The sequence below is a fragment of the Methanosarcina horonobensis HB-1 = JCM 15518 genome (assembly GCF_000970285.1).
Taxonomy (GTDB): Archaea; Halobacteriota; Methanosarcinia; order Methanosarcinales; family Methanosarcinaceae; genus Methanosarcina; species Methanosarcina horonobensis.
Window position 1 is genome coordinate 4,069,019 of sequence record NZ_CP009516.1, and the last position, 24,557, is coordinate 4,093,575.

A 24,557-nucleotide genomic window follows, 5' to 3' on the forward strand; every position below is an offset into this window, starting at 1 on the left:
GTAAAACAAGTAATAAAGTTATAAAAATATATATTATATTCTGCATAAAAGCTTCTGAGGAAAAAGAAAGTTCAGCACTTATTTTCTAATAAAAAAGGGCCATAACAGTGATTTATTAAGCTTTATGGGTGGGAAGGATGGATTTCAGATTTAAGAGCAAATTTGTGCCTCTATTGTTACTAAGTGGACTGCTTTTAGGGTCAATTTTGCCGGTTTCTTCACTGAGTACAGTGAACAAAGAACCTTATTCAGTGAACAAAGAACCTTATTATATCTTTGAAAAATTGCCAACCGACATACCCAGTGACCAGAAATACGTTCCCGGGGAAATACTTGTGAAGTTTAAGCCTGGTGTCTCTGAAGAAGAGGTAAAAAATATCACCGAAGAAAATGGAACTCAGGTAACTTATACCAGTCCCTACGCAGGATTCAAGATAATGGAAATCCCAAAGACAAAAACCGTTGAAGAAATGATGGAGATCTATAGCAAAAACCCGAATGTGGAATACGCAATCCCCAATGTCATCATGAACGCGCTTATGGTACCCAATGACCCATATTACGGTCTTTACCAGTGGAATTTCAAAGCCTTCGAAACCGGAGTGGGAGGTGGAATCAATCTCGAACCTGCATGGAATATTTCCACCGGAAAGGGAGTAATCGTTGCAGTGCTTGATACGGGAGTTGCATACGAAAACTACTCCATATACAAAAAAGCTCCTGACCTTACGAACACTATTTTTGTTTCGGGTTATGACTTTGTCAATAACGATGCCCACCCGAACGATGATAACGGGCATGGAACGCATGTTACTGGAACTATAGCCCAGAGCACCAATAACAATTATGGTGTAGCTGGCGTGGCTTATGACTGCTCAATAATGCCTGTGAAAGTTCTTAATGATGAAGGCAGCGGAACCCTCGCGCAGATAGCAGATGGAATTTACTACGCGACTGAACATGAAGTGGATATTATAAGTATGAGTCTTGGATATCAGGCTCCCAAGATAGATCCTGTCCTTAAAGCTGCTCTTGATACTGCTTACAATAATGGAGTCACCATTGTGGCGGCTTCCGGAAACGACAAGAAAAGTACGGTCAGCTATCCAGCTGCCTATGAGAAATGTATTGCAGTCGGAGCTACAAGATATGACGGAAGTCGCACGTATTACTCAAATTACGGTGAAACCCTGGATATTATGGCCCCGGGGGGAGACATGAGGGTAGACCAGAGCGGGGATGGTTATGGAGATGGAATCCTTCAGAATACATTCAACACTACAACTAAAGACCCTACAGACTTCGGTTACTGGTTCTTCCAGGGAACATCCATGGCAACTCCACATATATCAGGCGTTGCCGCATTGTTGATATCCGAAGGAGCAAACGGGCCCGACGAAGTAAGGGCTGCAATACAAAACACAGCTGTAGATCTGGGAACTTCGAGTTGGGATAGTTATTACGGATACGGGCTTGTAAACGCAACTGCTGCCCTTAACTACGTTCAGGGAGCCAACTGTACACAATCCTCAGGTAGCTGAAGCAGGAAGCCCGTGTGCCTGAATCGCATGAACTGCAATAAAAGTTGATGTTTAGCTTCATACGACTCTGACGAAAGCATCATGTCATATGAATGAACTTTAGTTGATAAACTTCTGGAAAAACAGAAACCTTGTTTTCACGGTGCGATTCCAAGGACATCCTCAACGTATGCCCTTAAAAGTTCTGCAACGCTCCATGCCTGAGCAATGCAGCCATCCGGAGAGTAAGGATAATTACCATCAAATAGCTCAGAAACCGTACCTATACCTGCTATTTCAAGATGTGTATCAAAGCCCTGGAGCAGAGAGCGCATATCCTCAAGACTCTTTTTCGAATAGTTGTGCACTTTTCTATAGGCTTTAACATAGGGTCCGAGAAGCCATGGCCAGACTGTTCCATTGTGGTAAGCTGAGTCCCTTCCTTCAGGCCCTCCCTTATAAAACCCTATATAAGAAGGATTATCCGCTGAGAGTGTCCTGAGCCCGAAAGGCGTGAGCAGATCTTTTTCTACCCGGTCTACAATAGCCTTTTCTTTTTCCGGAGAAAGCATGGTGTAAGGGAGAGAGACAGCAAAAATCTGGTTCGGACGAATTGAAGGATCTTTAATCTGATTTCCTTCTTTATCCTCAGATACGATATCATAGAGGCAGTTAGCTTCCGGGTTCCAGAAGACTTTTTCAAAGTTAGAGGCAACTCCGGCTGCAAGAGTATCATATGAAGAGGTTTCTTTGCCAAGCAGATCTCCCAGGCTGCAAGCAGTTCTAAGAGCATTATACCAGAGAGCATTAATCTCACATGCTTTACCTGCTCTTGGAGTCACCGGATTATTGTTTACTTTAGCATCCATCCAGGTCAGCTGAGGACCCTGCTTGATAAGGTAATCAGAATCCATTCCAATCCCAAAGTCCGTACCTTTGCTGTAATTATCTATTATTTCTTCCACAGTTTCCCATATATCCGAAAGGAACAGGAGATCTTCGGTATATGCAAAATAACGGCTCAGGGAGTGAATAAACCACAGGGATGCGTCAACTGTATTATAGGCTGGCTCTCCTCCAAAAGCCGGGAAATTATTGGGGATCAAGCCTTTCCTGCAATTACCGGCAAAATTTTTTAGTATGGATTTGGCATCTTCAAAACGCCTGGGGATCAAAACCAGACCAGGCAGAGAGATCATTGCATCCCTCCCCCAGTCTGAGAACCAGGGATAACCGGCTATTATTGTCTTTTCACCTGTGGAAGGGTGTTTTACGATAAAAGAGTCCGTTGCCCTGAGAAGTTTGAGTGCGAAAGGTTCGGTAAGCCTTGAATTAAAAGCAAAAAGATTCTGTCGGTAAACCTCTCTTGTATAGAGATCTTCAGCTTTTTCGAGAGTAAAAGAAGAAATATTTTCAGTTGAAGCAGCAATAAAAAAATAAGAGGTCCCCAATTTAAGTTTACTTTCAAAGTAACCGGGATTGAAGTTGTCTTCCTGGAATGAGAGCCCCCGGTCTTTCTCAATATCGTATTCGAAGTTATAGTACCACTTTGGCTCGGCATGGTACTGGAGATTGGATGAAAGCCAGAAAACAAAACCATTAGAGCTTTCCAGTTTCACTCCTTTAGGTTCAGTTCTCTGAGAAAAAGAGATATCATTAGAACGTGTGGTCCCATGAAAGCTTCTTGCGTTCACCAGAGGAGAGATTCTCAGCAAAGCTCCCTCCCTGCGACACCTTATCTCATAGAGAACGCATGTCGTGTTACTATTGTGAACCATGAAAATCTTTTTTTTCACGGTAAAGTCTCCGGGCTGGTAAACCCAGAGAGGAGAAGGTGCCAGGATAAACTTGGAAAGATGAGTAAATCCTTCTGGATGAACTGTACCTGGATATTTGTGGGTTGCAAGCGGATAGGTCTCTTCATTTATAGAAAGCTCTTCATCCAGGGAGGAGAGCAGTAAAACCCTTCCAGGGGAATTCTTCGGAGCCGCAACAAGGAGTCCATGGTAGGTTCTTGCCCCAGCTCCAATGATAGTAGATGAAGCATATCCTCCGATCCCGTTCCCTACTATCCATTCTCTTTTTATACCTTCTTCATAAGTATGAAACGAATCTGTTCCAAGTCTGATCCCACTCATACATACCTGATTAGGATTTGATTTCTTATATAGTTGTACGTTTAGAAAGAGGTTTAAACAGAGAAGTAGGCATACGGTATAATAAGTTTTAAGATAATTATATTTAAATTGTAAACATAAACTATTTTAGCTGTGCAGGACATAAGAAAGTGAGAATCATGAAGCAAGACCTTTTAGAACTCCTTGTTGATATCTTCAAATCATCCGGATACAATGTCATAATATCCAGCCAGTATGACATCCTTGTAGAGAAAAATGGGCATAAGGCTTATGTCATGTGTGCCCTGAGACCAGACTACGAGGAAATAAGATCTTTTTCGGAAAAGATAAAAGGTTGTACCGGAATCTATGTGATGACCCAGAAAACTTCGGGAGAACTGAATGATTACGCAGCCGAACTCGGGATATATATCTGGGACAGGGACGAACTGGCTCTTCAGATAGGAAGAGCGGTTCTGGCAAACATGGAAAGAAAATTAAGAGATTGTCAGACAGAATCCGAAATATCTCCAAATGAACATAAAGAACAGGCAGCCTCTGCCCCGGAATCTGCCGAAGAAAACTGGGAGGAGGAAGATTTCGAACAGGAGTCCTGTTCCGCAGGGGAACTTGTACCGCTTCAAGAGATGTCGAGAGAGACAGAAAGGATCTCTTTTGAATCAAGAATCATGTCGCCAGTTGAGGAGAGAAAGCCTTTAAAGAGGCTGGAGAAAAATGAGGATTCTAGAGCCGAACAGTATGAGATGCTGAACATTCAGTCTGTAGAACCAAGGATTTCTAAAGATCAGGCAATTATTATTGCAAAACCCTATCTTAGCAGCCCTAAAGATGCAGTTCTGAAATTCGTACCTTTCTGGAAGTATTCTTATAGCGTTGAAGCCGAAAAGCGGTTCAGGTCAAAAGTCATGAGTATTACAGGAGAAGGAAAAGGTTTTCTTAACGCTCTGAATAAGTCAAGAGAAAAAATGGACATAGAAGGACTTGGAATACCTACCAAAATTCCGGCAGTGCAATACGAGCTAAAGCGGCCGAATGTGGATAAAAAACAGGCAGAAAAGGTCCTTCTTGATTTAATTATACAGGAAAATACACGCGAAATGCGTTTTAATAACCTGGAAGGACAGGCAATTATTTATGAACAAAAGAGTATAAGCCCAAAAGCCGACGAAATAGAACTCGATATGGAGCTTGTATATGTTCCTGTCTGGGAAGTAAAAGGTAAACGCAATTCCCTTGAGATCAATGCTTATAATGCCAGCGTGCTCGAAGAGCCCATAGATGAAGATGCCGAATTCCTTTAAAGGAAAACCCAAAAAAATATCAGAAGAAAAATATATAATATAGAAAATATATTTACATATTGGGAGAAAAACGGACTTCCAGAAGAAAGAATCCATCATCTGCCCTTCAAGACTTCTTTACAAGGCTTTTTCAGGGGAAAAAAGGTGCCATCTCACATAAGCATTATATGTCTTAGATGCAAGACTATATAACGCTTAGGAATCATCTATAAGCTGTAACGGATGGCATTCTTTAGAAATTAAAGATATTCAATATTTTAAATTTACCAAAATGAAAAAAGAGGTGCATATAAATGATCGAAGTAACAGAAAAAGCTGCAACAGAACTGAAAACACTGCTTGAACAGGAGGGCAAGCCTGAACTTGCGCTCAGAATCTTTGTTGCTGGAGTAGCCTGCAGTGGAGTACAGTACGGACTGGCCCTCGACGATGAAGTTAAAGAAGACGATGTCACAATGGAAAGCAATGGAATAAAGCTTGTAATGGCAAAGGATATCGAGAGGAGCTTCTCCGAGGGCAGCATCGATTACATCGAAGATGAAAACGGGAAAGGTTTCCTTATCCGCAACCCAAGCGCCGGCGGCGGATGCGGTACCTGTGGCGGCTGCCATTAAATAAAAAACTACACTAAACGTATGAAATACCCGAACCTGAAGAAGCAAATCAAAAAATAAAAACAAAGGAGAAGGAAATCTATGTTTCCAGGAATGGGAGGCGTGGGTGGCCGGGGAATGAATCCGGCTAAAATGAAGCAGATGATGAAGCAGATGGGGATTGATGTTAAAGAACTTAAGGACGTTGAAGAAGTTGTTATAAAAACTGCAGACTCTAACATAATTATTGAAAATGCAAACGTTACTATAATGACAGTCCAGGGTTCGGAAACATATCAGATTGTAGGCGATGCAAAGGAAGTCCCAAAATCTCAGGAAATCCCTGCCGAAGACATCAAACTTGTAATGGAGCAGACCGGCGTCTCCGAAGAAGAAGCCAGGAACGCCCTGAAGAACTCAAACGGAGATCTGGCAGAAGCCATTGTGGCACTTTCTTCTGCCTGATTCCTTTCTTCATTTTATAAGTATCTCATTTACGAACTTCTAATTTTATAAACTCCTATTTTAGGATTATCTCACTTTTACCTTACATAAAAAATTATTTTCAACGTTCTCTTTCAACACTTTATTCTAACCTGTTTTTGATATTATTTTCAAGAGAGCACCTTGAATATCTTGCCGGAATATCTGTCAGAAACACCAACAATCTAAAATAGGATAAAGAGAGAGAAAACAGAATAAAGGAAGAAAAGATGTTGGAAAATAAAAACGTTGAAAGGGAGAAACTAGCAAGCAGGGTAGGCTTTCTACTTATTTCAGCCGGATGTGCAATCGGACTGGGAAATGTCTGGCGTTTTCCCTTTATCACTGGAAAATATGGAGGGGCAGCTTTTGTCCTGGTTTACCTTGCATTCCTGCTTTTACTCGGCCTTCCGATAATGGTAATGGAATTCTCAATTGGCAGGGCCGGACGCCTCAATATCGCAGGGGCCATGAGGGCACTGGAACCTGCAAACAGTAAATGGCATATCTTTGGATACCTCGGGATCATAGGAAATGTTATTCTGGTAATGTTTTACACAACTGTTGCTGGCTGGAGTTTTGCCTACTTTTATAAAGAACTTACAGGCGTTTTCAACGGGCTTTCTCCTGAAGAAATAGGAACCGCTTTCGAGATCTTTCTTGGCAGTACTGGAGAGCTAATCATCTGGATGGCTCTTGTGGTAATCCTTGGCTTCTTCATATGCTCCCTTGGGCTTCAGGAAGGTGTTGAAAGAGTAAGCAAACTCATGATGTCCGGCATGTTCATCATGCTCTTAATACTTGTCTTCAAAGCCATAACCTTACCCGGAGCATCAACAGGCCTGAGTTTCTACCTTAAACCTGATTTTTCAAACTTTAGCTGGGAAAGCGTTTATGCTGCAATGGGACAGGCATTCTTTACTCTGAGCCTTGGGATAGGAGGGATGACAATTTTTGGCAGTTATATAGGAAAGGAACGCTCCCTTACAGGAGAATCCCTAAATGTCATAGCACTTGACACCCTAACTGCGTTCCTCGCAGGGCTGGTGATTTTCCCTGCTGCTTTCGCTTTCGGTGTGAATGTAGGGTCCGGACCCGGCCTTATTTTCGTAACACTTCCAAACATATTTAATCAGATGCTGGGAGGCCAGTTTTGGGGCATCCTCTTTTTCATGTTTCTGACCTTTGCCGCAATGACAACCATTATCGGGATATTTGAAAACATCATGGCCTTTACAATTGACGAATGGGGATGGGAACGAAAAAGAGCTGCTTTGATAAACGGGATTGGGATCTTCATCCTTTCTCTTCCGTGTGTACTTGGTTTTGGTCCCTGGAGCAGTTTTGCACTCCTTGGGGAAGGCACAGTGGTTCTTGACCTGGAAGATTTCATCCTGAGCTATAACCTTCTTCCGATCGGAGCCCTTGTCTTTGTGCTCTTCTGTACCAGAAACTTCGGTTGGGGCTGGAAAAACTTTATAGAAGAAGCTGATGCAGGAAAAGGGATCAAATTTCCAAAATGGCTTAAACCTTATGTGAGTTATGTTCTTCCCCTGATCATACTTGTAGTATTTATCAAAGGCTGGATGGACATATTCTAAGATACTGAAACTAAGATAGAAGATTAGAAGAAAGATTGGAAGGAAATTGTGATTCTTAAAAACAATATCAGAAAGACATTCAGAAAATCAGAAATCATTGAGAAAAAGCAATTCAAAAAATCAGTTTTAAAATTAGAAGTATTAAAGTATTATAAGGTGAGCTTGGCAGCGATCCAGAGTTCCCGAAGGCTCGCACACTTCAGTACAGTAAGGAACGCGGGCAGGCTTATCTGCTGTGTTCGGGATGGGTACAGGAGTTGCCCTGCCGCTATGGCCGCCAAACTCAACCTATAAAATGGATATTTTGTGGAATAAGAAGTCATGTATGGTGCTGCATACCGGATTTCGCCTGGACCTGAATTAGGTGAAAGGAACGAATAGTTAGTGAACGCGGACTGAACACCTCGTTGCCTTGGTGCTTACATCCCGTTTCTATCAAACCGGTCTTTTACCGGAATCCTTAAAGAGGTCTCTTTTTAGGTCAGATTTCGAGCTTAGATGCATTCAGCTCTTATTCCTTAGCGCGTAGCTGCCCGGCGATGCCCTGTCGGACAACCGGTACACCAGTGGCGCCGCTGCTTGGTTCCTCTCGTACTAAAAGCAGCTTACCCGCAGACCTCTGGCACCTCTAGTAGATAGTAACCGACCTGTCTCACGACGGTCTAAACCCAGCTCACGATCTCCTTTAATAGGCGAACAACCTCACCCTTGGCCGCTGCTGCACGGCCAGGATGGAAAGAACCGACATCGAGGTAGCAAGCTGCCGGGTCGATATGTACTCTTGCCGGCAACGACTCAATTATCCCCGGGGTAACTTTTCTGTCATTTTTGGCCCCCACCAAGGAGGCTCAAAAGTTCGCTAGAACCGACTTTCGTCTCGTCATCCACTGCTGTGCTGAATAACGTCAGGCTGACTTATGCTCTTGCACTCTTCAGCGAGTTTCCGACCCGCTTGAGTCAACCATTGCGCGCCCTTGATATCTTTTCAAGGGCGTCCCGCCCCAGGCAAACTGCCCACCTATCGGGGTCCTCTTCGCAGAGTTAGGGTCGTAGTCCCGGAAGGGTAGTGTCCCAATTGCGGCTCCACGGATGCTGGCGCACCCGCTTCGACGCCTCCTACCTACACTGTACATCCAGAACCACAACCCAACGACAGGCTGCAGTAAAGCTCCACGGGGTCTTCACTTCCCCCTAGAGGTCTCTAGACTGTGCACTAGAATGTAAGCTTCACCGGACTCCAGTTAGGGACAGTAGGGCTCTCATTGATCCATTCATGCAAGTCGCCAATTAAGCGACAAGGTACTACGCTACCTTAAGAGGGTCATAGTTACCCCCGCTGTTTACAGGCCCTTCTTCCCGTTGAACCGGGGTTTCAGGTACCTGCACTGAGCAGGATTCAGAGATTGTACTAGTCCTTACGGATTTGCAATCTCCTATGTTGGTATTAGACAGTTAGAGCCCCCTGGTCACTGCGACCTGCTGTCTTCACAGCAGGCACTCCTTATCCCGAAGTTACGGAGCTAATTTGCCGAATTCCCTTAACTGAATTACTCCGACACGCCTTAGCCTTTTCAGCTAGGGGCACCTGTGTCAGTTCTCGGTACGGACATTTAGCTGCCTTTTCACGGGTCCCTGGGTGCAGCCGACTTTAGCCATTACAGATTCGCCCGCTTCTCGCCATTACGGCTCTCCACGGGGTTCGCTGCTTAGACGGCGCGACGACGCCGCTCGGCCTGCCCTGAGACGTCAGACTCAGTGCTAAATGGTACAGGAATATTAACCTGTTTCCCTTTTGGCGTACTCGAATTACGGTACGTCTTAGGACCGACTAACCCTCGGCTGACGATCATTGCCGAGGAAACCTGGCCCCTTCGGCGGCAGGGATTCTCACCCTGCTTTGCTGCTACTATTACCAGGATTTTCGTTTGTGAACGGTCCACAGGACTTCACAGCCCTGCTTCAGTCCGAACACAACGCCTTCCTACGAGATTACCTTGCGGTACTCCGTGGTATCGGTGGTCGACTTGAGCCCCGTCAATTTTCGGGGCCCCAAACCTCGACTGGTGAGCTGTTACGCACTCTTTGAAGGGTAGCTGCTTCTAAGCTAACCTTCCAGCTGTCTTGGGCTTGGGACGCCCTTTAGCGTTTACACTTAGTCGACACTTGGGGACCTTAACCACGGGCTGGGTTGTCTCCCTTACGGACTACAAGCTTACCCCAGCAGTCCGGACTCCGACTTTCTTTGATGACGGTGGGTTTGGAGTTTGACAAGCGGGCGAGGGGTTTCCCCCCCGGAACCGCCAATCAGTGCTCTACTCCACCGACGATCTCCAGTCAGGTCATGCTGCGACATGTTTCGGAAGGAACCAGCGGATGCCGGGTTAGATTAGCATTTCACTACGAGACGCAGGTCACACGAATGATTTGCAGATCAACACCGCTTGCGGTCCTCCACGTAGCTTTCGCCACGCTTCAACCTGCCCACGCCTAGATCACCCGGCTTCGGGTCGTACCCCGATGACTCCACGCACTTGTATACGTCGTGCCTCACCCGAGGGTTGCGCACATGTTGCTTTCGCTTCGGCTGCCCAATTACAAGGTTAGCCATTGCCATCAAGATACACTCCCTGGCCCGTTCTTCAAAACGTAAGATACGACACTGGCAGTGATACTCGTACAACACTCTCGCGAGTGCTTCCTTCGTATCAAAGATCCTTTCATGCCGTATCGTTCCATCACTATCAGGTTTCAGGCACTTTGCACCTCCCTTCTCGGGGTACTTTTCAGCGTTCGGTCACCCTACTATTTCGCTATCGGTCTCAAGGAGTATTTAGTTTTGGAGGTTGGTGCCCCCCGGATTCCCGCACGATATCCGACGCACGGTACTCAGGGACATGTTCCGGTCTTTTGGTTTACATCTACGTGACTGTCACACTCTATGGTCTGCCGTTCCAGGCAAGTTTGATTTAGCCGCGAGACTTTATGAACAGCCCTACAACACCACATTTCCCTGACGGGATTCGGTTTGAACTGTGCCGGTTTCACTCGCCGTTACTTACGGCATCTCATTTGATTTCTTTTCCCGCTCCTACTGAGATGTTTCAATTCGGAGCGTTCCCGATCATTACTGATCACTATGGAGAGGTCCCATTCGGAGATCCCGGGTTCATTGGCTCCATGCACCTACCCCGGGCTTATCGCAGCTTGGCACGTCCTTCATCAGCTCTTGAGCCGAGCCATCCACCTGATAGCATAATTCCTAATTACCTAACCAGGTCCAGTAAGCGTCCAGTATACAGCACCTATACACGACTTCATCTGCCTGCGGTTCCGCGCAGGCTATCCATCCTTCCCCGAAAATTTACTTTCCGGGTGCACTTGATGATTTGTAAAATTTGTTATTTGGAATAACAAACTGATTAATGGAGAAATCCGAAGGATTTCTGGTTTGAGGATTTGTAGGTTTATCGGCATCCGGGTGACAGTGTTTTATGCTTAGGAGGTGATCCAGCCGCAGATTCCCCTACGGCTACCTTGTTACGACTTAACCCCCCTTGCAAAGCACAGGTTCGAACACGGCACAGAGTCCGTGCCCTCACCCATACCTCACTCGGGTGGTTTGACGGGCGGTGTGTGCAAGGAGCAGGGACGTATTCACCGCGCTATATTGAAACGCGATTACTACGGATTCCAGCTTCACGAGGGCGAGTTACAGCCCTCGATCCGAACTACGAATGGGTTTGTGAGATTACCAGCCCTTTTCAGGGTAGGGACCCATTGTCCCATCCATTGTAGCCCGCGTGTAGCCCGGGAAATTCGGGGCATACTGACCTACCGTGGCCCGCACCTTCCTCCGATTTAACATCGGCGGTCCCCACAGAGTACCCATCATCCCGGAGGACATGCTGGTAACAGTGGGCACGGGTCTCGCTCGTTGCCTGACTTAACAGGATGCTTCACAGTACGAACTGGCGACGGCCATGCACCTCCTCTCAGCGATTCAGGCAAGGTCTTCAGCCTGGCCTACATATTGCTGTCGTCCCCGGTGAGTTGTCCGGCGTTGAGTCCAATTAAACCGCAGGCTCCACCCGTTGTTGTGCTCCCCCGCCAATTCCTTTAAGTTTCAGCCTTGCGGCCGTACTTCCCAGGTGGCTCGCTTCACGGCTTCCCTGCGGCACCAGACACGGTCGCGCCATGCCTGACACCTAGCGAGCATCGTTTACGGCTGGGACTACCCGGGTATCTAATCCGGTTCGTGCCCCCAGCTTTCGTCCCTCACCGTCGAACCCGTTCTGGTAAGACGCCTTCGCCACAGGTGGTCCCACAGGGATTACAAGATTTCACTCCTACCCCTGTAGTACCTCTTACCTCTCCCGGTTCCAAGTCTGGCAGTATCCCCCGAAAGCCTAATAGTTGAGCTATCAGATTTCCCGGAGGACTGACCAAACCGGCTACGGACCCTTTAGACCCAATAATCACGATCACCACTCGGGCCGCCGGTGTTACCGCGGCGGCTGGCACCGGTCTTGCCCGGCCCTTGCTAACAGGTGTATTTTACACACCCGGACAGCCAGCATATGATGCTGGCACTCGGTGTCCCCTTATCACGGTTTCCCGCATTGTAAAGTTTTCGCGCCTGCTGCGCCCCGTAGGGCCTGGATTCATGTCTCAGAATCCATCTCCGGGCTCTTGCTCTCACAACCCGTACCCGTTGTCGGCTAGTAGGTACATTACACCCACTACTACCTGATAGGCCGCAGACCCATCCTTGGGCAGACGAATCCATTTTACGCATAAAGCATTCCAGCATATGTGCGTTATCCGGAATTATCCCCAGTTTCCCGGGGTTATGCCGGACCCAAGGGCAGGTTATCCACGTGTTACTGAGCAGTACGCCATGTATTGCTACATATGACTCGCATGGCTTAGGCGAACACCGATAGCAGTAACCTCTGGCAGGATCAACCAGAATTGTTAATGTATCGCACACTTAAAATTAAAGGTCTTGGTCGCAGAAACTTGCACTAACAACTATCAATTCAGTTAGTTCATTTCGCGATAAAATGTTTGAAACATCTATCACCCAGAATTAACCGAACCGACAAATCCTCGTCAGTCAGGAAACAACTCCTGACTCCATTTTTAATGAGTAGTAATTCTGCATTTGTGATGCAGGAAATTAGAGTTACGCGCCCATAGTATTTAAAGGTATCGAACTCCCTGTTGAACAGGAAGGATCTTCACCAGATCACACTACGAGAAAAACTGTCTAGCATGTAATTAGAACCACACTAGATCAGGAATATATATGTACGCACTCATAGTATTTAAAGATATGTATACCCTCTTTGAGAAGAGAAAATATCAAACCATCAGACTATGAGAAAACCAACCAGCACAAAGAGACTCATGCCGAGATAGGAAACACATATACATCAGTTTTAGTATATAAAGCTTATTGTTCAGGAAACTTTGTAAAGAAAAACAATAATAACAGACGATGACACATTGTTTTTTCAATTCCTGAATTCCCACTCTAGAATCGATAATTCGAGAGCGGTGCACGCTTGTTTTGCGCGTGAGACATACAAAGGCACATCCGATATATATATCTGTCGCCTCATGCAATACTTAATAAAAAACAAGAACAAGAACAAAGTTAAAGGTAGCAGAAAAGCGCAGCATTAAAATAACAACAGGAAGTTGAAAGCTGCACGATGAATAACCTTAAAGCCCGAAAAAAGAGATATAAGGATATTTAAGTGTATAAAAATAAAAAGTACAATAATAATTACAATCTACATATAACGAGGTATCACACTGGCAGACTTAAAGAAACCTACATCAAGAGCCAATACCAGCACAGAAGAGACAGTAACAAGAGTACGCATTCCTCGCAGAGAAAACAATGAGATCCTTGCAACCGTTGAAAGTCTCCTTGGTGCAAACAGGCTCAGGCTCCGCTGCATGGATGGAGTCGTCCGTATGGGGAGAATTCCAGGTTCGATGAAGAAGAAAACCTGGATAAGAGAAGGAGATGTCGTCATTGCTGTGCCATGGGAGTTCCAGAACGAAAAGGCAGACGTGATATGGAAATACACAAGGCCGCAGGTAGACTGGCTTGAAAGGAAAGGATACCTGAAAGGATAACATGAGCAGGGACCTGGAAGACAAAGTAAAGCGCATCGATACCGCTAAAGATAAAGCACGGGCAAGAGAAAAAGACTCCGACCGGTTGAAGGTAGAAGAGAACGTATTTGACGTTCCCACTCTTAAAATCCTTTATACCCTTTCCAATAAAGGCATAATAAAATCAATGGGAGGAGCCATCAGTACCGGAAAGGAAGCAAATGTCTTCTATGCGGAAGGCGAGGAAAAGGAACTGGCAATAAAGATATACAGAATGGCCAGCAGTACTTTCAAGGCAATGGACGCCTATATCATGAAAGACCCTCGCTTCACGAACATTAGAAATAACAGGCGAGATATCATTTTTGCATGGACACGTAAGGAATTGCAGAACCTGAAGCGTGCAAAGAGCGCAGGAGTACGGGTGCCTGAACCGATCATTGCTGAGAAAAATATTCTCATAATGGAGTTCATGGGAGAAGAAAAGACACCCTATCCACTGTTGAAGAACACACCGCTGGAAAACGACGAGGCAAAGCTTGTTTATGATAGAATCGTCGAATATATGCGTCGCCTCTACAAAGAAGCTAATCTCGTACATGCTGACCTGAGTGAGTACAATATTCTCATTGACCCGGCAGATACAACCCCAATCTTCATTGATATGGGGCAGTCCGTAACTCTGGAACATCCCAATGCCAGAGAGTTTCTCTACAGAGACGTGCTAAACATACTCAGGTTCTTCGGCCGCTATGGGATCACGGACAAACCTGAAGAACTGCTTTCAAAAATACAGGCGGAAACAACATGACTCAGTATGTCAAAATCCCCAAAGAGAGAATCGGAGTAATTATCGGTCCGAAAGGAGAAACAAAGAAACTCATAGAGGACAAAACCACATGTCAGCTGGAAATCGAGAGCGATAGTGGGAAAATCGATGTCACGTGCGAGGAAGATCCCTTAAAAGAATTCAGAGTCCTTGAGACTCTCAAAGCCATAGGAAGAGGCTTCAGTCCCGAAAAAGCCCTTGAAATCCTTGATGACGATATGCTGATGCTTGAAGTGATCGACCTTTCCGATGTTGCAACCACTCCAAAAGAGCTCCAGCGCATAAAAGGCAGGATAATAGGAAGAAACGGACGAACCCGAGAGCTTGCGGAAACCCTGATAAACGTCAAGATCTCCGTGTACGGAAAAACCGTATCCGTACTCGGGTACCCTGAGCAGAACACCATAATACGGACAGCCATAAAGATGCTGCTCGACGGAGCCACTCACGGCGCAGTCTACAAGTTCCTTGAGAAGAAACATCAGGAACTATTGCACTCGCAGCTGGACTCAATAGATTTTTACTGAAAAATTATTTAAAAAGGAGAGTTCCGGGACCTTATTCAGATCCGGTCTCTTCATAGTCTTCCTCTTCATCTTCTTTTGACCTTTTTCCGCTGCCTTCAAGGAATTTACCCCTTCCCGGCCTTGCATTAATGGATTCTTCCATCCAGATTACCTCGCCTCTCGACAGAGTGTACTCAGGAAAAACTGCATCCATACCTTCAAAAGGTGTCCATCCAGCCTTACTGTGCAGCATATCAGCCCTTATGGGTTGAAGATTGCGTGGGTCCACAATCATAAGGTCAGCATCAAAACCCACCTCAAGCCTGCCCTTACCCAGGCGGTCCAGTCCGAAAGCTTTTGCAGGGTTCCGGCTTGTAACCATTATCATCTGAGAAAGGGGAAGGATATTTTTCCGGACTGCTGCAAGCATAAGAGGCATAAGGGTCTCAACTCCCGGCACTCCAGAAGGAGCAGCTCTGATATCGGCATCCTTCTCAGACTCAAGATGAGGAGCATGGTCAGAAGCTACCATATCGATAGTCCCGTCATTCAGTCCGTTTACAAGCGCTTTAATGCTATGACTACTCCTTAGAGGTGGGTTCATTTTGCCAAAAGCCCTGAGCCTTTCCCAGTCTCTTGTAGAGAGAAACAGGTGATGGGGAGTGACCTCGCATGTAAACAGAGGGCTTTTGTTTTCTCTTTTTGCCAGATATTTTTCTTTTCGGATCATTCCCACAGCTTCAAGCGTGCTCAGATGGCAGAAATGAGCTCTGACCTCGAGCCTGGAAATAAGTTCAAGAGCGCTCTTGACAGCCGATGCCTCGCAGGCGTTCGGGCGTACCTTTGAGTGGTAATCAAAAGAAACATCCCCTTTTAACAGCTGCTCCAGTTCAAGGCGCATTTTTTCATCCTCTGCATGGATAGTGGCAAGGGCTCCGAGCCTTTTTATCTCAGCCAGGGCTTCCTCAAAAGTTTCTTCGTTTATATTCAACCCCCCTGTAGACTCGGCCATGAAAATTTCCCCGAAAGCCATAACACCCAGCCTCCAGAGCTCTTTAAGCTTCTCTATATTTTCTGTTACTCCGCCATTGATCCCGAAATCTACAATGGATTTTCCCCTGGCAAATTTGAGCTTTTGCTCAAAAGAGCGCCTGTCCGTGGTAGGAGGAATAGTGTTCGGCTGGTCGATAACAGTAGCAATACCTCCTGCAGCTGCAGAACATGACCCTGTGTACCAGTTCTCTTTCAGGGTCATGCCCGGTTCCCTGAAATGCACGTGCACATCAATTCCGGCAGGCAGGGTAAGTGCTCCCCCTGCATCAATTACCATGTCCACGCTTGAGACCCTGAAATCTTTTCCGATTTTTTTAATCTTGTCGTTCTCAATAATGATTTCGGCAGGCTGAAGAGAGTTATTGTAATAAATTCTCGTATTTTTGATATGAATATCAGGCATGGGCGTCTATATGCTTAAAACGTACTTAAAACATGTACATCAATGGAAATTAAGAAATGGATATGAAAAAGAAATCAAAAAATGGTTGTAGAAGCTGAGGAAAGTGTGTTTTCTCAGCTCTGAAGGCATTTCTTCAGTAAATTACTTATTTTAATTGCACACGGGTTTTCAGGTTATTTTTCTAACGTGGATGGTCGGTCTCAAGCCCTCACTGCGCAGGAAAAGAAAAACTGAAAGATCCTTTTCGGATTCCGGAAGAGATCAAACGAATAATCCTGGGTTACCAAAAAACTAAATCCTGAAACAAAAAAAGGAAAAGTAGAGAAGGAAAATTCTTTTTAATTCAATTTAACACGCTCAGCCGTTGTAAGGTAAACAACACTTTCACAGATGTTGCAGCAGTGGTCTGCAATCCTTTCCAGGTAGCGGATCAGGAAGAGCAGGTAGGTAGCTTTTGAAATAATATCTGTATCTTTAGCCATCATTTCAATTAACTCCACCCAGACTGCATAAAAGAGTTTGTCAACCTCGTCATCTCTCGCAGCCGTAGATCTTGCGAGTTCTGCGTCCTGAGTTACGAAGGCTTTCATTGAGCTTTCAAGCATATTTGCTGCAATGTCTGCCATTCTTTTTGTATCTATAAGTGGCTTTATATGGCTGCCTTCGATTTTTCCAGGGATTTTGGCAATATTAATTGAAAGCCCTACGATTCTTTTAAGGTCCGCTGAGATCTTAAGTGCTGATACGACAAGCCGGAGATCACTTGCCATGGGCTGCTGAAGCGCAAGCAGATCAAAAACAGAGATCTCAATTCTCTCCTCGAGCTTATCCACTTTAGATTCAAGGTCAAGAGTCTTTCTGGCAAGCTCGATATTGAGATCTATAACTGCTTCCATTGAGTCGTGAAAAATCAATTCGGACATTTCCCCGAGAGAAAGTACGGACTCTTTAAGCAGATCAAGCTGCTGAAAGTATCGTTTTCTAATCATTTTTTATCACCCGAACCTGCCAGTAATATAATCTTCAGTACTCTTTTCCTTTGGACTGTGGAAGATTTGCCTTGTCTGACCGAACTCAATCAATTCCCCCATAAGGAAAAATCCGGTATAATCCGATATCCTGGCTGCCTGTTGCATATTATGAGTTACGATTACTATCGTATAATCTTTTTTAAGGTTCATAATAAGATCTTCGATCCTTGCAGTAGAAATCGGATCAAGAGCACTGGTAGGCTCATCGAAAAGAATAATTTCGGGCTTTACCGCCAGAGTCCTGGCAATACACAGCCTTTGCTGCTGTCCGCCGCTAAGAGAAAGAGCAGGAGATTTGAGCCTGTCTGAAGTCTCTTCAAAAAGAGCAGCAGAACGAAGGGCTCCTCTGACAACTTCGTCAATATCCTTCTTATTTACCCCATGGATACGCGGCCCGTATGCAACATTGTCATAAATTGACATAGGAAAAGGGTTAGGCTTCTGGAAAACCATGCCTACCTGTTTCCGGAGCTCAACAACATCAACATCTGCTCCGTAGATGTCCTCATTTTCGATTAAAACTTTACCTTCGATCCTGCAGTTTTTAATAAGATCATTCATCCTGTTTAAGCATCGGATGAAAGTAGACTTGCCACAGCCTGAAGGACCTATAAGAGCAGTTACACTGTTTCTGGGGATCTGCATTGATATATTTTTAAGAGCTTGCTTTTCCCCGTACCACAGATCAAGATTTTTCACTATTATATGAGGCTGAGCTATATTAGGCTGAGCTACGTTTTGAACAACTTCAGTCATTTATTGACTCCAATTATTATATAATCTGATAATTTTTGAAGATTCTAATTGAAACAGGATTCTAAACCTGATACTTACTATCAGAATTTAATTGGGTTTTACTTGTCAAATTTAATCAAATTTTCAATTTTTGCCTGTAATGCCTGCGGACCAGAACCGCTACGACATTTAATCCCAGCACAATTACCAAAAGAACAAGAGCCGTTCCATACTGAAGGGGTCGGGTTTTGACAATGCTCGTCCCTGATGTTGCAAGTACGAAGAGATGGTAGGGAAGAGCCATAAACTGGGAGTAGACCGAGTCAGGCAGCCTGGGCAAAAAGTAAGCAGCACCGGTTAGAAGAATAGGAGCTGTTTCTCCTGCAACTCTTCCGATACTCAGAATCGAACCTGTAGTAATTCCCGGGATAGCTGCAGGCAATATCACATGCCTTATAGTCTGCCATTTGCTAACCCCAAGCGCAAGTGAAGATTCCCGATACTCATTCGGAACTGCAATCAGGGCTTCCTGGGTAGAACGGATAATTACCGGAAGAATCAGAAGAGAAAGGGTGAGGCAAGCCGACAGTAAAGATGAACCAAACCCGAAATATTTAACAAAAAGTGCCAGCCCGAAAAGCCCGAATACTACGGAAGGAGTTCCTGCAAGGTTGTTGATTGCCATTTCTATAAGCCAGGTGGTGCGAGTTTCTCCTGCATATTCGTTCAGGTAGATGGCAGCCATAATCCCGGTCGGAAGGGCTGCAGCCATCGATCCTATGATAAGGAGAACAGTGCCTACAATTGCCGGATAGATCCCACCCTGAGTCATTCTCATGCGAGGCATTTCAGTAAGGAACTCAATACTGATTGCACTGTATCCGTTGTAAATTATGTAAGCGAGGATAATTACCACAAACCCGGCTACTGTCATTGCTGAAAGGGTGAGCAGTGCAAAGGCGATTTTTTCGCTTGTTCTTGCATTCAGCCCCAGATTCAGTCCACCCTGCAACCGAATGGATTTATGTTCGTTCTCGTTTACTTTTGAACTCAATTCCACTTTCAGTCCACCTTAAACCTGTATCGTTTTTTAATTGAATCCGCAATCAGGTTAATCAGGAAAGTTATGATGAAAAGCACAGATCCCACTGCAAAGAGGGCATGGAAGTGAGCACTCCCCTGGGGAACCTCACCCATTTCAAGTGCGATTGTGGCAGTCATTGTCCTTACAGGGTCAAGAATGCCTCCAGGAAAAGATGGAATTACTGCAGTGTTTCCGGTTACCATCATGAGAGTCATTGTCTCCCCTATAGCCCTCCCTATGCCAAGCATCACAGCGGCTGAAATTCCGGAAAGGGCTGCAGGAACTATGACCTTATATATGGTCTGCCATCTTGTGGCGCCCAGAGCAAGCGAGCCATGTTTGATAGTGCTTGGGACAGAACTTATGGCATCTTCTGAGATAGTAATTATAGTGGGAAGAGCCATGATTCCAAGCATAATTGAACCTGTAAGAGCGGTTTGTCCTGTAGGAAGGTTAAAGAAGTCCTGCACAAACGGAACCACAATAACAAGCCCGAAGAACCCGAATACGACAGAAGGGATCCCTGCAAGGATTTCAATAAAAGGTTTCAGGGCATCTGCAACCTTCGGGTGTGCAATTTCAGAAATATAAATAGCAGAAGCAATCCCCAGAGGTACTGCAAAAAGGATTGCACCGGCAGTAACAATAAGAGAACCGAAAAAGAGAGGCAATAGCCCGAACTGCCTGTTCACGGATGTTGGGTACCAGAATTCTCCTGTAAGAAAGTCCAGAAGGGACGTGTTTTTAAAAAGAAGTAAACTATCCCTGAACAAAAAAAGGCATATAAGGAAAAGGATGACAACCGTAAGGGCGCTTACTGAGAAAAGCACTGATTCGATTGTTTTTTCCTTATAATTCCTGTTAAACATATCTTTCCCCTGGAGTAACTTTTGCCATCACTGCTAATTTATTGTTGTTACTGATCTACAGGGAAGTAACCAACTTCAGTAACCAGGCTCTGTCCGGTTTCACTGAGCACAAAGTCTACGAATTCCTTTGTGAGACCTGAGGGTTCTCCGTTGGTGTAGAAGTAAAGAGATCTGGAAAGCGGGTATGCACCACTGAGGATGTTTTCAGAAGTTGGAGCTTCATAGCCGTTTCCGCCATCCAGGCTTAAGGCTTTGACACTGTCATCAAGGTATGCAACACCGATATATCCGATTGCATTGGGATTCTGAGAGACCTCTCCGACTATGCCGCCTGTTGCAGGCTGGGTAAGAGCATCAGGCCTGTATTCATCTCCCTGTAAAACTTCTTCCTTGAAGTATTCATAAGTCCCGGAACTGCTGTCCCTGGAAATCACCACTATTTTTGTGTCCTCACCGCCAACATCCTTCCAGTTGCTGATGGTTCCGTTATAGATGCCGCGAAGCTGGTCAAAGGTAAGTTCAGAAACAGAATTCTCGGGGTTTACAACAACTGAAATACCGTCATAGGCAATAGTAGTCTCCACCGGGTTGATGCCATTTGCTTGAGCGGCTTCTATTTCTTCAGCTTTAATTTCCCTGGATGCTGTAGCAATATCTACCTCACCGTCAATAAGAGCTGTAATCCCAACACCTGATCCGCCCCCGGTAACGGTTACACTTTTATCAGAGTTTTCAAGCATGAATTCTTCAGCTTCAGCCTGAGCAAGGGGGAGAACCGTATCCGAACCTTTCAGAGTAATACTCTGTGATTCGGCTGCTGGGGCTTCAGCTGCAGGAGCTCCCTCAGAAGAGGTTTCACCAACCTGGGCTTCGCCGTTCTCATTTCCAGTACATCCAATTCCCAGAAATACAAGTCCTACCACCAGTAAAGTGAGAACTGTGTATGTTTTTAAATTATTTGCCATGTTACACATACTCCTTTTATTAAATAACAACAAATCAACAATCTATATCCATCAAAGATGTTTCCAATACAATTCACTATAAAAGTAGAGAGATATATAAAGATTCGCCATATATAGTATTTTGAAGTACTGATATTAGATAGATACCTATAAAACAAATATACTATATAGTAAGTATATAAAATATATAATTAATCACTGACTTGCAATACAAATATGAATCAAATCCCGACAGAAATAAAAAAGCGTATCAATTAAACTAAACCTGGGAACACTTCGCTTACTCTGAAACTTCTCATTTCACCGAAGGAATAAGATCCTCCACCAGCCTGTCAGTCATTCAAAAAAGAAGAAGAAGGAAGAAGTAGAAGAAGCTTGGAAGAAAAGTTCAATATAGCGAGAATAAGGATATAGGTCAGAAGAATCGGAGCTCTTCTTTGATTCCGAAGCTGAGTTAGGGAAGCATAGCCCGGGTTCAAAAGTCGAATAGAGAACGCTGTTCTACACGCCCGATCTCCGAGCACTGGACTTTCTCTTCCTGAACCGTTCCTTTGCTTTTCTGTTGAGCGGAGACTTTTTCTTTTTCCTGCTTTTTCACTTCAGGCTTCTTAGCTTCAAAATCAAAAAGACCCTTTTGTTTTGAGTCAAAGTCAAGAGACGAAACATTGACCCCGAATACCTCCAGTATGCGCTCTACAGGAGGCAGGATCTGTTTCTTAACATAATAATCTACATCTATAGGCACGTTATGTTCCCTGACATAATCAGGGTCCTCGGCACGGTCTACAAAGAGACCTTTTCCTGCAACAATAACAAAAGGAATTCTTGTTCCTATAGAAGGCATGACACCTGTCCGTTTTTTCAGGTTTTCCGCAACTGTCAGATGAGGCTGCTTGTTTTTGTAGCTTTCCGTTTTCCGGGTAAGGGTCCGGGTAAGGACAAGTTTTTCAATAATGTCGGTATCTTTTCTCGGATCCAGGTTTCTGACATCGCTAACCACCTTCCGGACATGTTCTACAGCCCTGTCAACGTCACCCTCCTTAAGTACAAGTTCAAGAACACTATTAAGGGTGATCGAGGTCAGCTCGCACCAGTCCCTGCGTACGGTTTCCATGCCTTTGACCTTGATTTTATCTTCCCAGCCCGAGTTTCTGGGCTCAAAGAGCCAGAGAGCATACCGCTTCTTTGCAATGAGCACTGCACGTTTTGCAATAGCCTCAAACTCAAGTTCCATGGGGTCCGGAAGAGAAGCCGAAACAATTTTTGAAATCCGGTTCCCTATAAGGCTGACCTCTTCAAGGGAGAGGTCTCCTTGCGACCTGCAGTGTACAAAAACACTGTCCGTATCCCCGTAAGCAACTGAAAGTTCAACGATTCTGTACTGAGAGGAGAGCTCTCCTGCTTCATCAAGAAGTAAAGCTGCTGAGTCTCTGAGGACGATTTTTCCTATATCGCTGTTAATAAGATCCCGCGTATTAAGGATATTGCTTCTCCCAAAGCTTGTTACAGCGTTTGCAAGCGTCAGGCTGTAGAGTCTTGCCCTGGCATACCCCGAATAGCCATAAAAGCTATTCAGCAGAATTTTTATGGCGAGCTGGGTTGCATCAAGGACACGGTACTCGTTTTCATCCGAAGTCCGCCTCATTCTTTTCTTTGTCTCTCCCCTCTGGTTAAGAAGGTCTTCGAGAATGGAAGGCACAATTCCCCTGTAGACTTCAGGAGGCACGAATTCTCCTCCTGAAGGAGGCTTGATAGTTTCCCCACCAGGCCGGTCCCGTGTCACAACAGTTGTGTAACAGAGGTTATGAGCCATCATAATGGTCGGATAAAGGGACTTGTAGTCAAGGATCAGCACATTTTCAAGAAGCCCTTTCTTCGGCTCCAGAACCTCTCCGCCTTTCAGGTCCGAACTCATATCATACCTTTCTGCCGAAAGTTCGTCCCCTGGTTTTGGAAGAATTACCCTGTCTCTAAGCCCGAACTCCCTGAGGAGAAGGGTCTCGACCATGGAAGTCTGGCCACCATCAACGATTTCCTGGAGCAGGCTCCCGCTTACCTGGGCAAGGGCGATATATTTGTCAAGAAGCCTCAGATCAAGGATAAGCTCAAGTGCAAGCTCAGCATCCCTGCGCGCATAATCAACGAATTTAAGGAATTTCTTCCCTGAATCATTCCAGTGCTCTTCCATTTCCAACGGAGGAACATCAAGTTTCTCACGGTTCAGAAGCTCTTTTGAAACGGCTCTCAAGGTATATTGCTTCAGGCTGAAAGCTCTCCTTACAAGGGGGAGAGCATCAACAACTACCCTTCCTTTAACCTCCGTCCGCGTGATGAGGCCGAACCTCCTATAACCTATATGGCTGCCGTCCCTGCCAACAACGGGATTGATCACTTCCCCTTTTGCAGTCAGAGCTTTGACTCTGTCCGTAATATAAGGAATATCGAAGTCCTGGTGGTTATACCCTGCAACAATGTCAGGGTCATATTCGCAAAAAATCTCGAAAAAGCGGTTCAACATCTCAGTTTCATCTTTGCAGGGAAGGACATCACCGTTCATACCGTCAGCAGGTTTTGCCAGCAGAATAAGGGTCTTGTGACCTTTATACTCAGGCTCGAAAGAGAAACTGATCATGACTATAGGTGAGACATCCGGAGAAGGCATCCCCCCGTCAAGGGGAAGACACTCAATATCAAAAGAGAAGTATTTAAGAGGAGCAATGGTCAGGTTTTCGATCCTTTTTAGTTCAGAGCCCAGAATTGAAGCGTCACATGCAAACTTCTCACAGCGAGAGCTGCCCCCGGAACCTGCCTTTAAGTATCTTACAGGATCTACGGACTTTCCGTCTGCAGAAATCCAGACCATCCCTCCAAGGTCCCTGTCAATTAAAAAGCGGTTCCTGAAAAGAATATCACTTTCATAAACCTGCCAGTCACCTTCGGCCCTCAAAACATTCTGGATCTTCAGAACTTCGTCCCTTATCTCAGGCACATCCCTTGGCAGGCCGGTAGTAATCCTGAGCATCTCTATCTTTGTTTTCTGGTATCCTACAGGCTCGAACTTCTCGACGATTTCGACCTTTTTGACCTGCTCGAAGGTATCTTTTATAAGCCTGGCTACGGCGTGCAGGTCTCCTGAGGCCTTAAGATAAAAGTAAGGCTCAAAATCCGGGACAAAGCAGCATACACTTTTTCCGTCCGCTCCCCTGCCAAAGAGGCGGATGACAGGGCTACTGTCAACGATTTCGTAATCTGCATCCAAGATCTGAAAATCCATAGGCATGGTTTAAAGCTCAAGGTAGACATATAGCTTTTGTTGT

At 45.2% G+C, this 24,557-nt stretch carries 16 protein-coding genes and 3 rRNA genes; 8 read left to right on the plus strand and 11 right to left on the minus strand.

The features are described 5' to 3' along the window. Positions 1 to 137: 137 nt before the first annotated feature. Positions 138 to 1,541: a S8 family peptidase gene (locus MSHOH_RS17775; protein WP_082089409.1), complete on the plus strand. Its 1,404-nt coding sequence runs from the start codon at positions 138 to 140 to the stop codon at positions 1,539 to 1,541. 137 nt (positions 1,542 to 1,678) lie between these two features. On the opposite strand, the gene MSHOH_RS17780 is transcribed toward MSHOH_RS17775, so the two are convergent. Continuing rightward, positions 1,679 to 3,658, minus strand: a complete 1,980-nt coding sequence (locus tag MSHOH_RS17780) for an amylo-alpha-1,6-glucosidase (RefSeq protein WP_048141690.1) — start codon at positions 3,656 to 3,658, stop codon at positions 1,679 to 1,681. A gap of 158 nt (positions 3,659 to 3,816) precedes the next feature. Here MSHOH_RS17780 and MSHOH_RS17785 point away from each other — a divergent pair, with 158 nt between their 5' ends. The 4 genes from MSHOH_RS17785 to MSHOH_RS17800 all read left to right on the plus strand — a co-directional run bounded on the left by MSHOH_RS17785 (position 3,817) and on the right by MSHOH_RS17800 (position 7,636). Then, positions 3,817 to 4,959 (plus strand): hypothetical protein, encoded by a 1,143-nt coding sequence (locus MSHOH_RS17785; protein ID WP_048143613.1) that lies wholly within the window; start codon positions 3,817 to 3,819, stop codon positions 4,957 to 4,959. 293 nt (positions 4,960 to 5,252) lie between these two features. After that, positions 5,253 to 5,573, plus strand: coding sequence for a HesB/IscA family protein (locus MSHOH_RS17790; protein WP_048141692.1), 321 nt, complete (start codon positions 5,253 to 5,255; stop codon positions 5,571 to 5,573). A gap of 81 nt (positions 5,574 to 5,654) precedes the next feature. Beyond that, complete coding sequence (locus MSHOH_RS17795; RefSeq protein ID WP_048141694.1) at positions 5,655 to 6,017, plus strand: nascent polypeptide-associated complex protein; 363 nt, start codon at positions 5,655 to 5,657, stop codon at positions 6,015 to 6,017. 248 nt (positions 6,018 to 6,265) lie between these two features. Beyond that, on the plus strand, positions 6,266 to 7,636 hold the full coding sequence (locus tag MSHOH_RS17800) for a sodium-dependent transporter (protein ID WP_048141696.1): 1,371 nt from the start codon (positions 6,266 to 6,268) through the stop codon (positions 7,634 to 7,636). A gap of 160 nt (positions 7,637 to 7,796) precedes the next feature. Here MSHOH_RS17800 and rrf read toward each other — a convergent pair. From rrf to MSHOH_RS17815, 3 genes are all read right to left on the minus strand, one after another. Then, positions 7,797 to 7,918: ribosomal RNA gene (rrf, locus tag MSHOH_RS17805) — 5S ribosomal RNA — on the minus strand. A gap of 79 nt (positions 7,919 to 7,997) precedes the next feature. Further along, positions 7,998 to 10,901, minus strand: a 23S ribosomal RNA gene (locus tag MSHOH_RS17810). Positions 10,902 to 11,133: 232 nt separating this feature from the next. Then, a 16S ribosomal RNA gene (locus MSHOH_RS17815) occupies positions 11,134 to 12,608 on the minus strand. The 16S, 23S and 5S rRNA genes sit together here, the layout of an rRNA operon. An 842-nt stretch (positions 12,609 to 13,450) precedes the next feature. Here MSHOH_RS17815 and eif1A point away from each other — a divergent pair. The 3 genes from eif1A to MSHOH_RS17830 are packed head-to-tail and all read left to right on the plus strand — an operon-like array spanning position 13,451 to position 15,121. Continuing rightward, entirely contained in the window at positions 13,451 to 13,786 is a 336-nt protein-coding gene (eif1A, locus tag MSHOH_RS17820; protein WP_048141698.1) for a translation initiation factor eIF-1A, read from the plus strand. Between the two features lies 1 nt (position 13,787). After that, positions 13,788 to 14,576 (plus strand): serine protein kinase RIO, encoded by a 789-nt coding sequence (locus tag MSHOH_RS17825; RefSeq protein WP_048141701.1) that lies wholly within the window; start codon positions 13,788 to 13,790, stop codon positions 14,574 to 14,576. Further along, positions 14,573 to 15,121 (plus strand): KH domain-containing protein, encoded by a 549-nt coding sequence (locus MSHOH_RS17830; RefSeq protein WP_048141704.1) that lies wholly within the window; start codon positions 14,573 to 14,575, stop codon positions 15,119 to 15,121. The genes MSHOH_RS17825 and MSHOH_RS17830 overlap by 4 nt, the downstream gene beginning before the upstream one ends. A gap of 31 nt (positions 15,122 to 15,152) precedes the next feature. Here MSHOH_RS17830 and MSHOH_RS17835 read toward each other — a convergent pair whose 3' ends face one another. From MSHOH_RS17835 to MSHOH_RS17865, 7 genes are all read right to left on the minus strand, one after another. After that, on the minus strand, positions 15,153 to 16,556 hold the full coding sequence (locus MSHOH_RS17835) for a dihydroorotase (RefSeq protein ID WP_048141706.1): 1,404 nt from the start codon (positions 16,554 to 16,556) through the stop codon (positions 15,153 to 15,155). Positions 16,557 to 16,894: 338 nt separating this feature from the next. Then, on the minus strand, positions 16,895 to 17,545 hold the full coding sequence (gene phoU, locus MSHOH_RS17840) for a phosphate signaling complex protein PhoU (protein WP_048141708.1): 651 nt from the start codon (positions 17,543 to 17,545) through the stop codon (positions 16,895 to 16,897). Positions 17,546 to 17,551: 6 nt separating this feature from the next. Continuing rightward, entirely contained in the window at positions 17,552 to 18,343 is a 792-nt protein-coding gene (gene pstB, locus MSHOH_RS17845) for a phosphate ABC transporter ATP-binding protein PstB (protein WP_048141710.1), read from the minus strand. A gap of 115 nt (positions 18,344 to 18,458) precedes the next feature. Beyond that, positions 18,459 to 19,382, minus strand: coding sequence for a phosphate ABC transporter permease PstA (gene pstA, locus MSHOH_RS17850; protein ID WP_239451047.1), 924 nt, complete (start codon positions 19,380 to 19,382; stop codon positions 18,459 to 18,461). A 2-nt stretch (positions 19,383 to 19,384) separates the two neighbouring features. After that, a complete protein-coding gene (gene pstC, locus MSHOH_RS17855) occupies positions 19,385 to 20,275 on the minus strand; it encodes a phosphate ABC transporter permease subunit PstC (RefSeq protein ID WP_048141712.1) in 891 nt (296 codons plus the stop codon). A 47-nt stretch (positions 20,276 to 20,322) separates the two neighbouring features. Then, positions 20,323 to 21,240 (minus strand): PstS family phosphate ABC transporter substrate-binding protein, encoded by a 918-nt coding sequence (locus MSHOH_RS17860; protein WP_048141714.1) that lies wholly within the window; start codon positions 21,238 to 21,240, stop codon positions 20,323 to 20,325. A 475-nt stretch (positions 21,241 to 21,715) separates the two neighbouring features. Next, positions 21,716 to 24,520, minus strand: coding sequence for a DNA-directed DNA polymerase (locus MSHOH_RS17865; RefSeq protein WP_048141716.1), 2,805 nt, complete (start codon positions 24,518 to 24,520; stop codon positions 21,716 to 21,718). Positions 24,521 to 24,557: the final 37 nt, after the last annotated feature.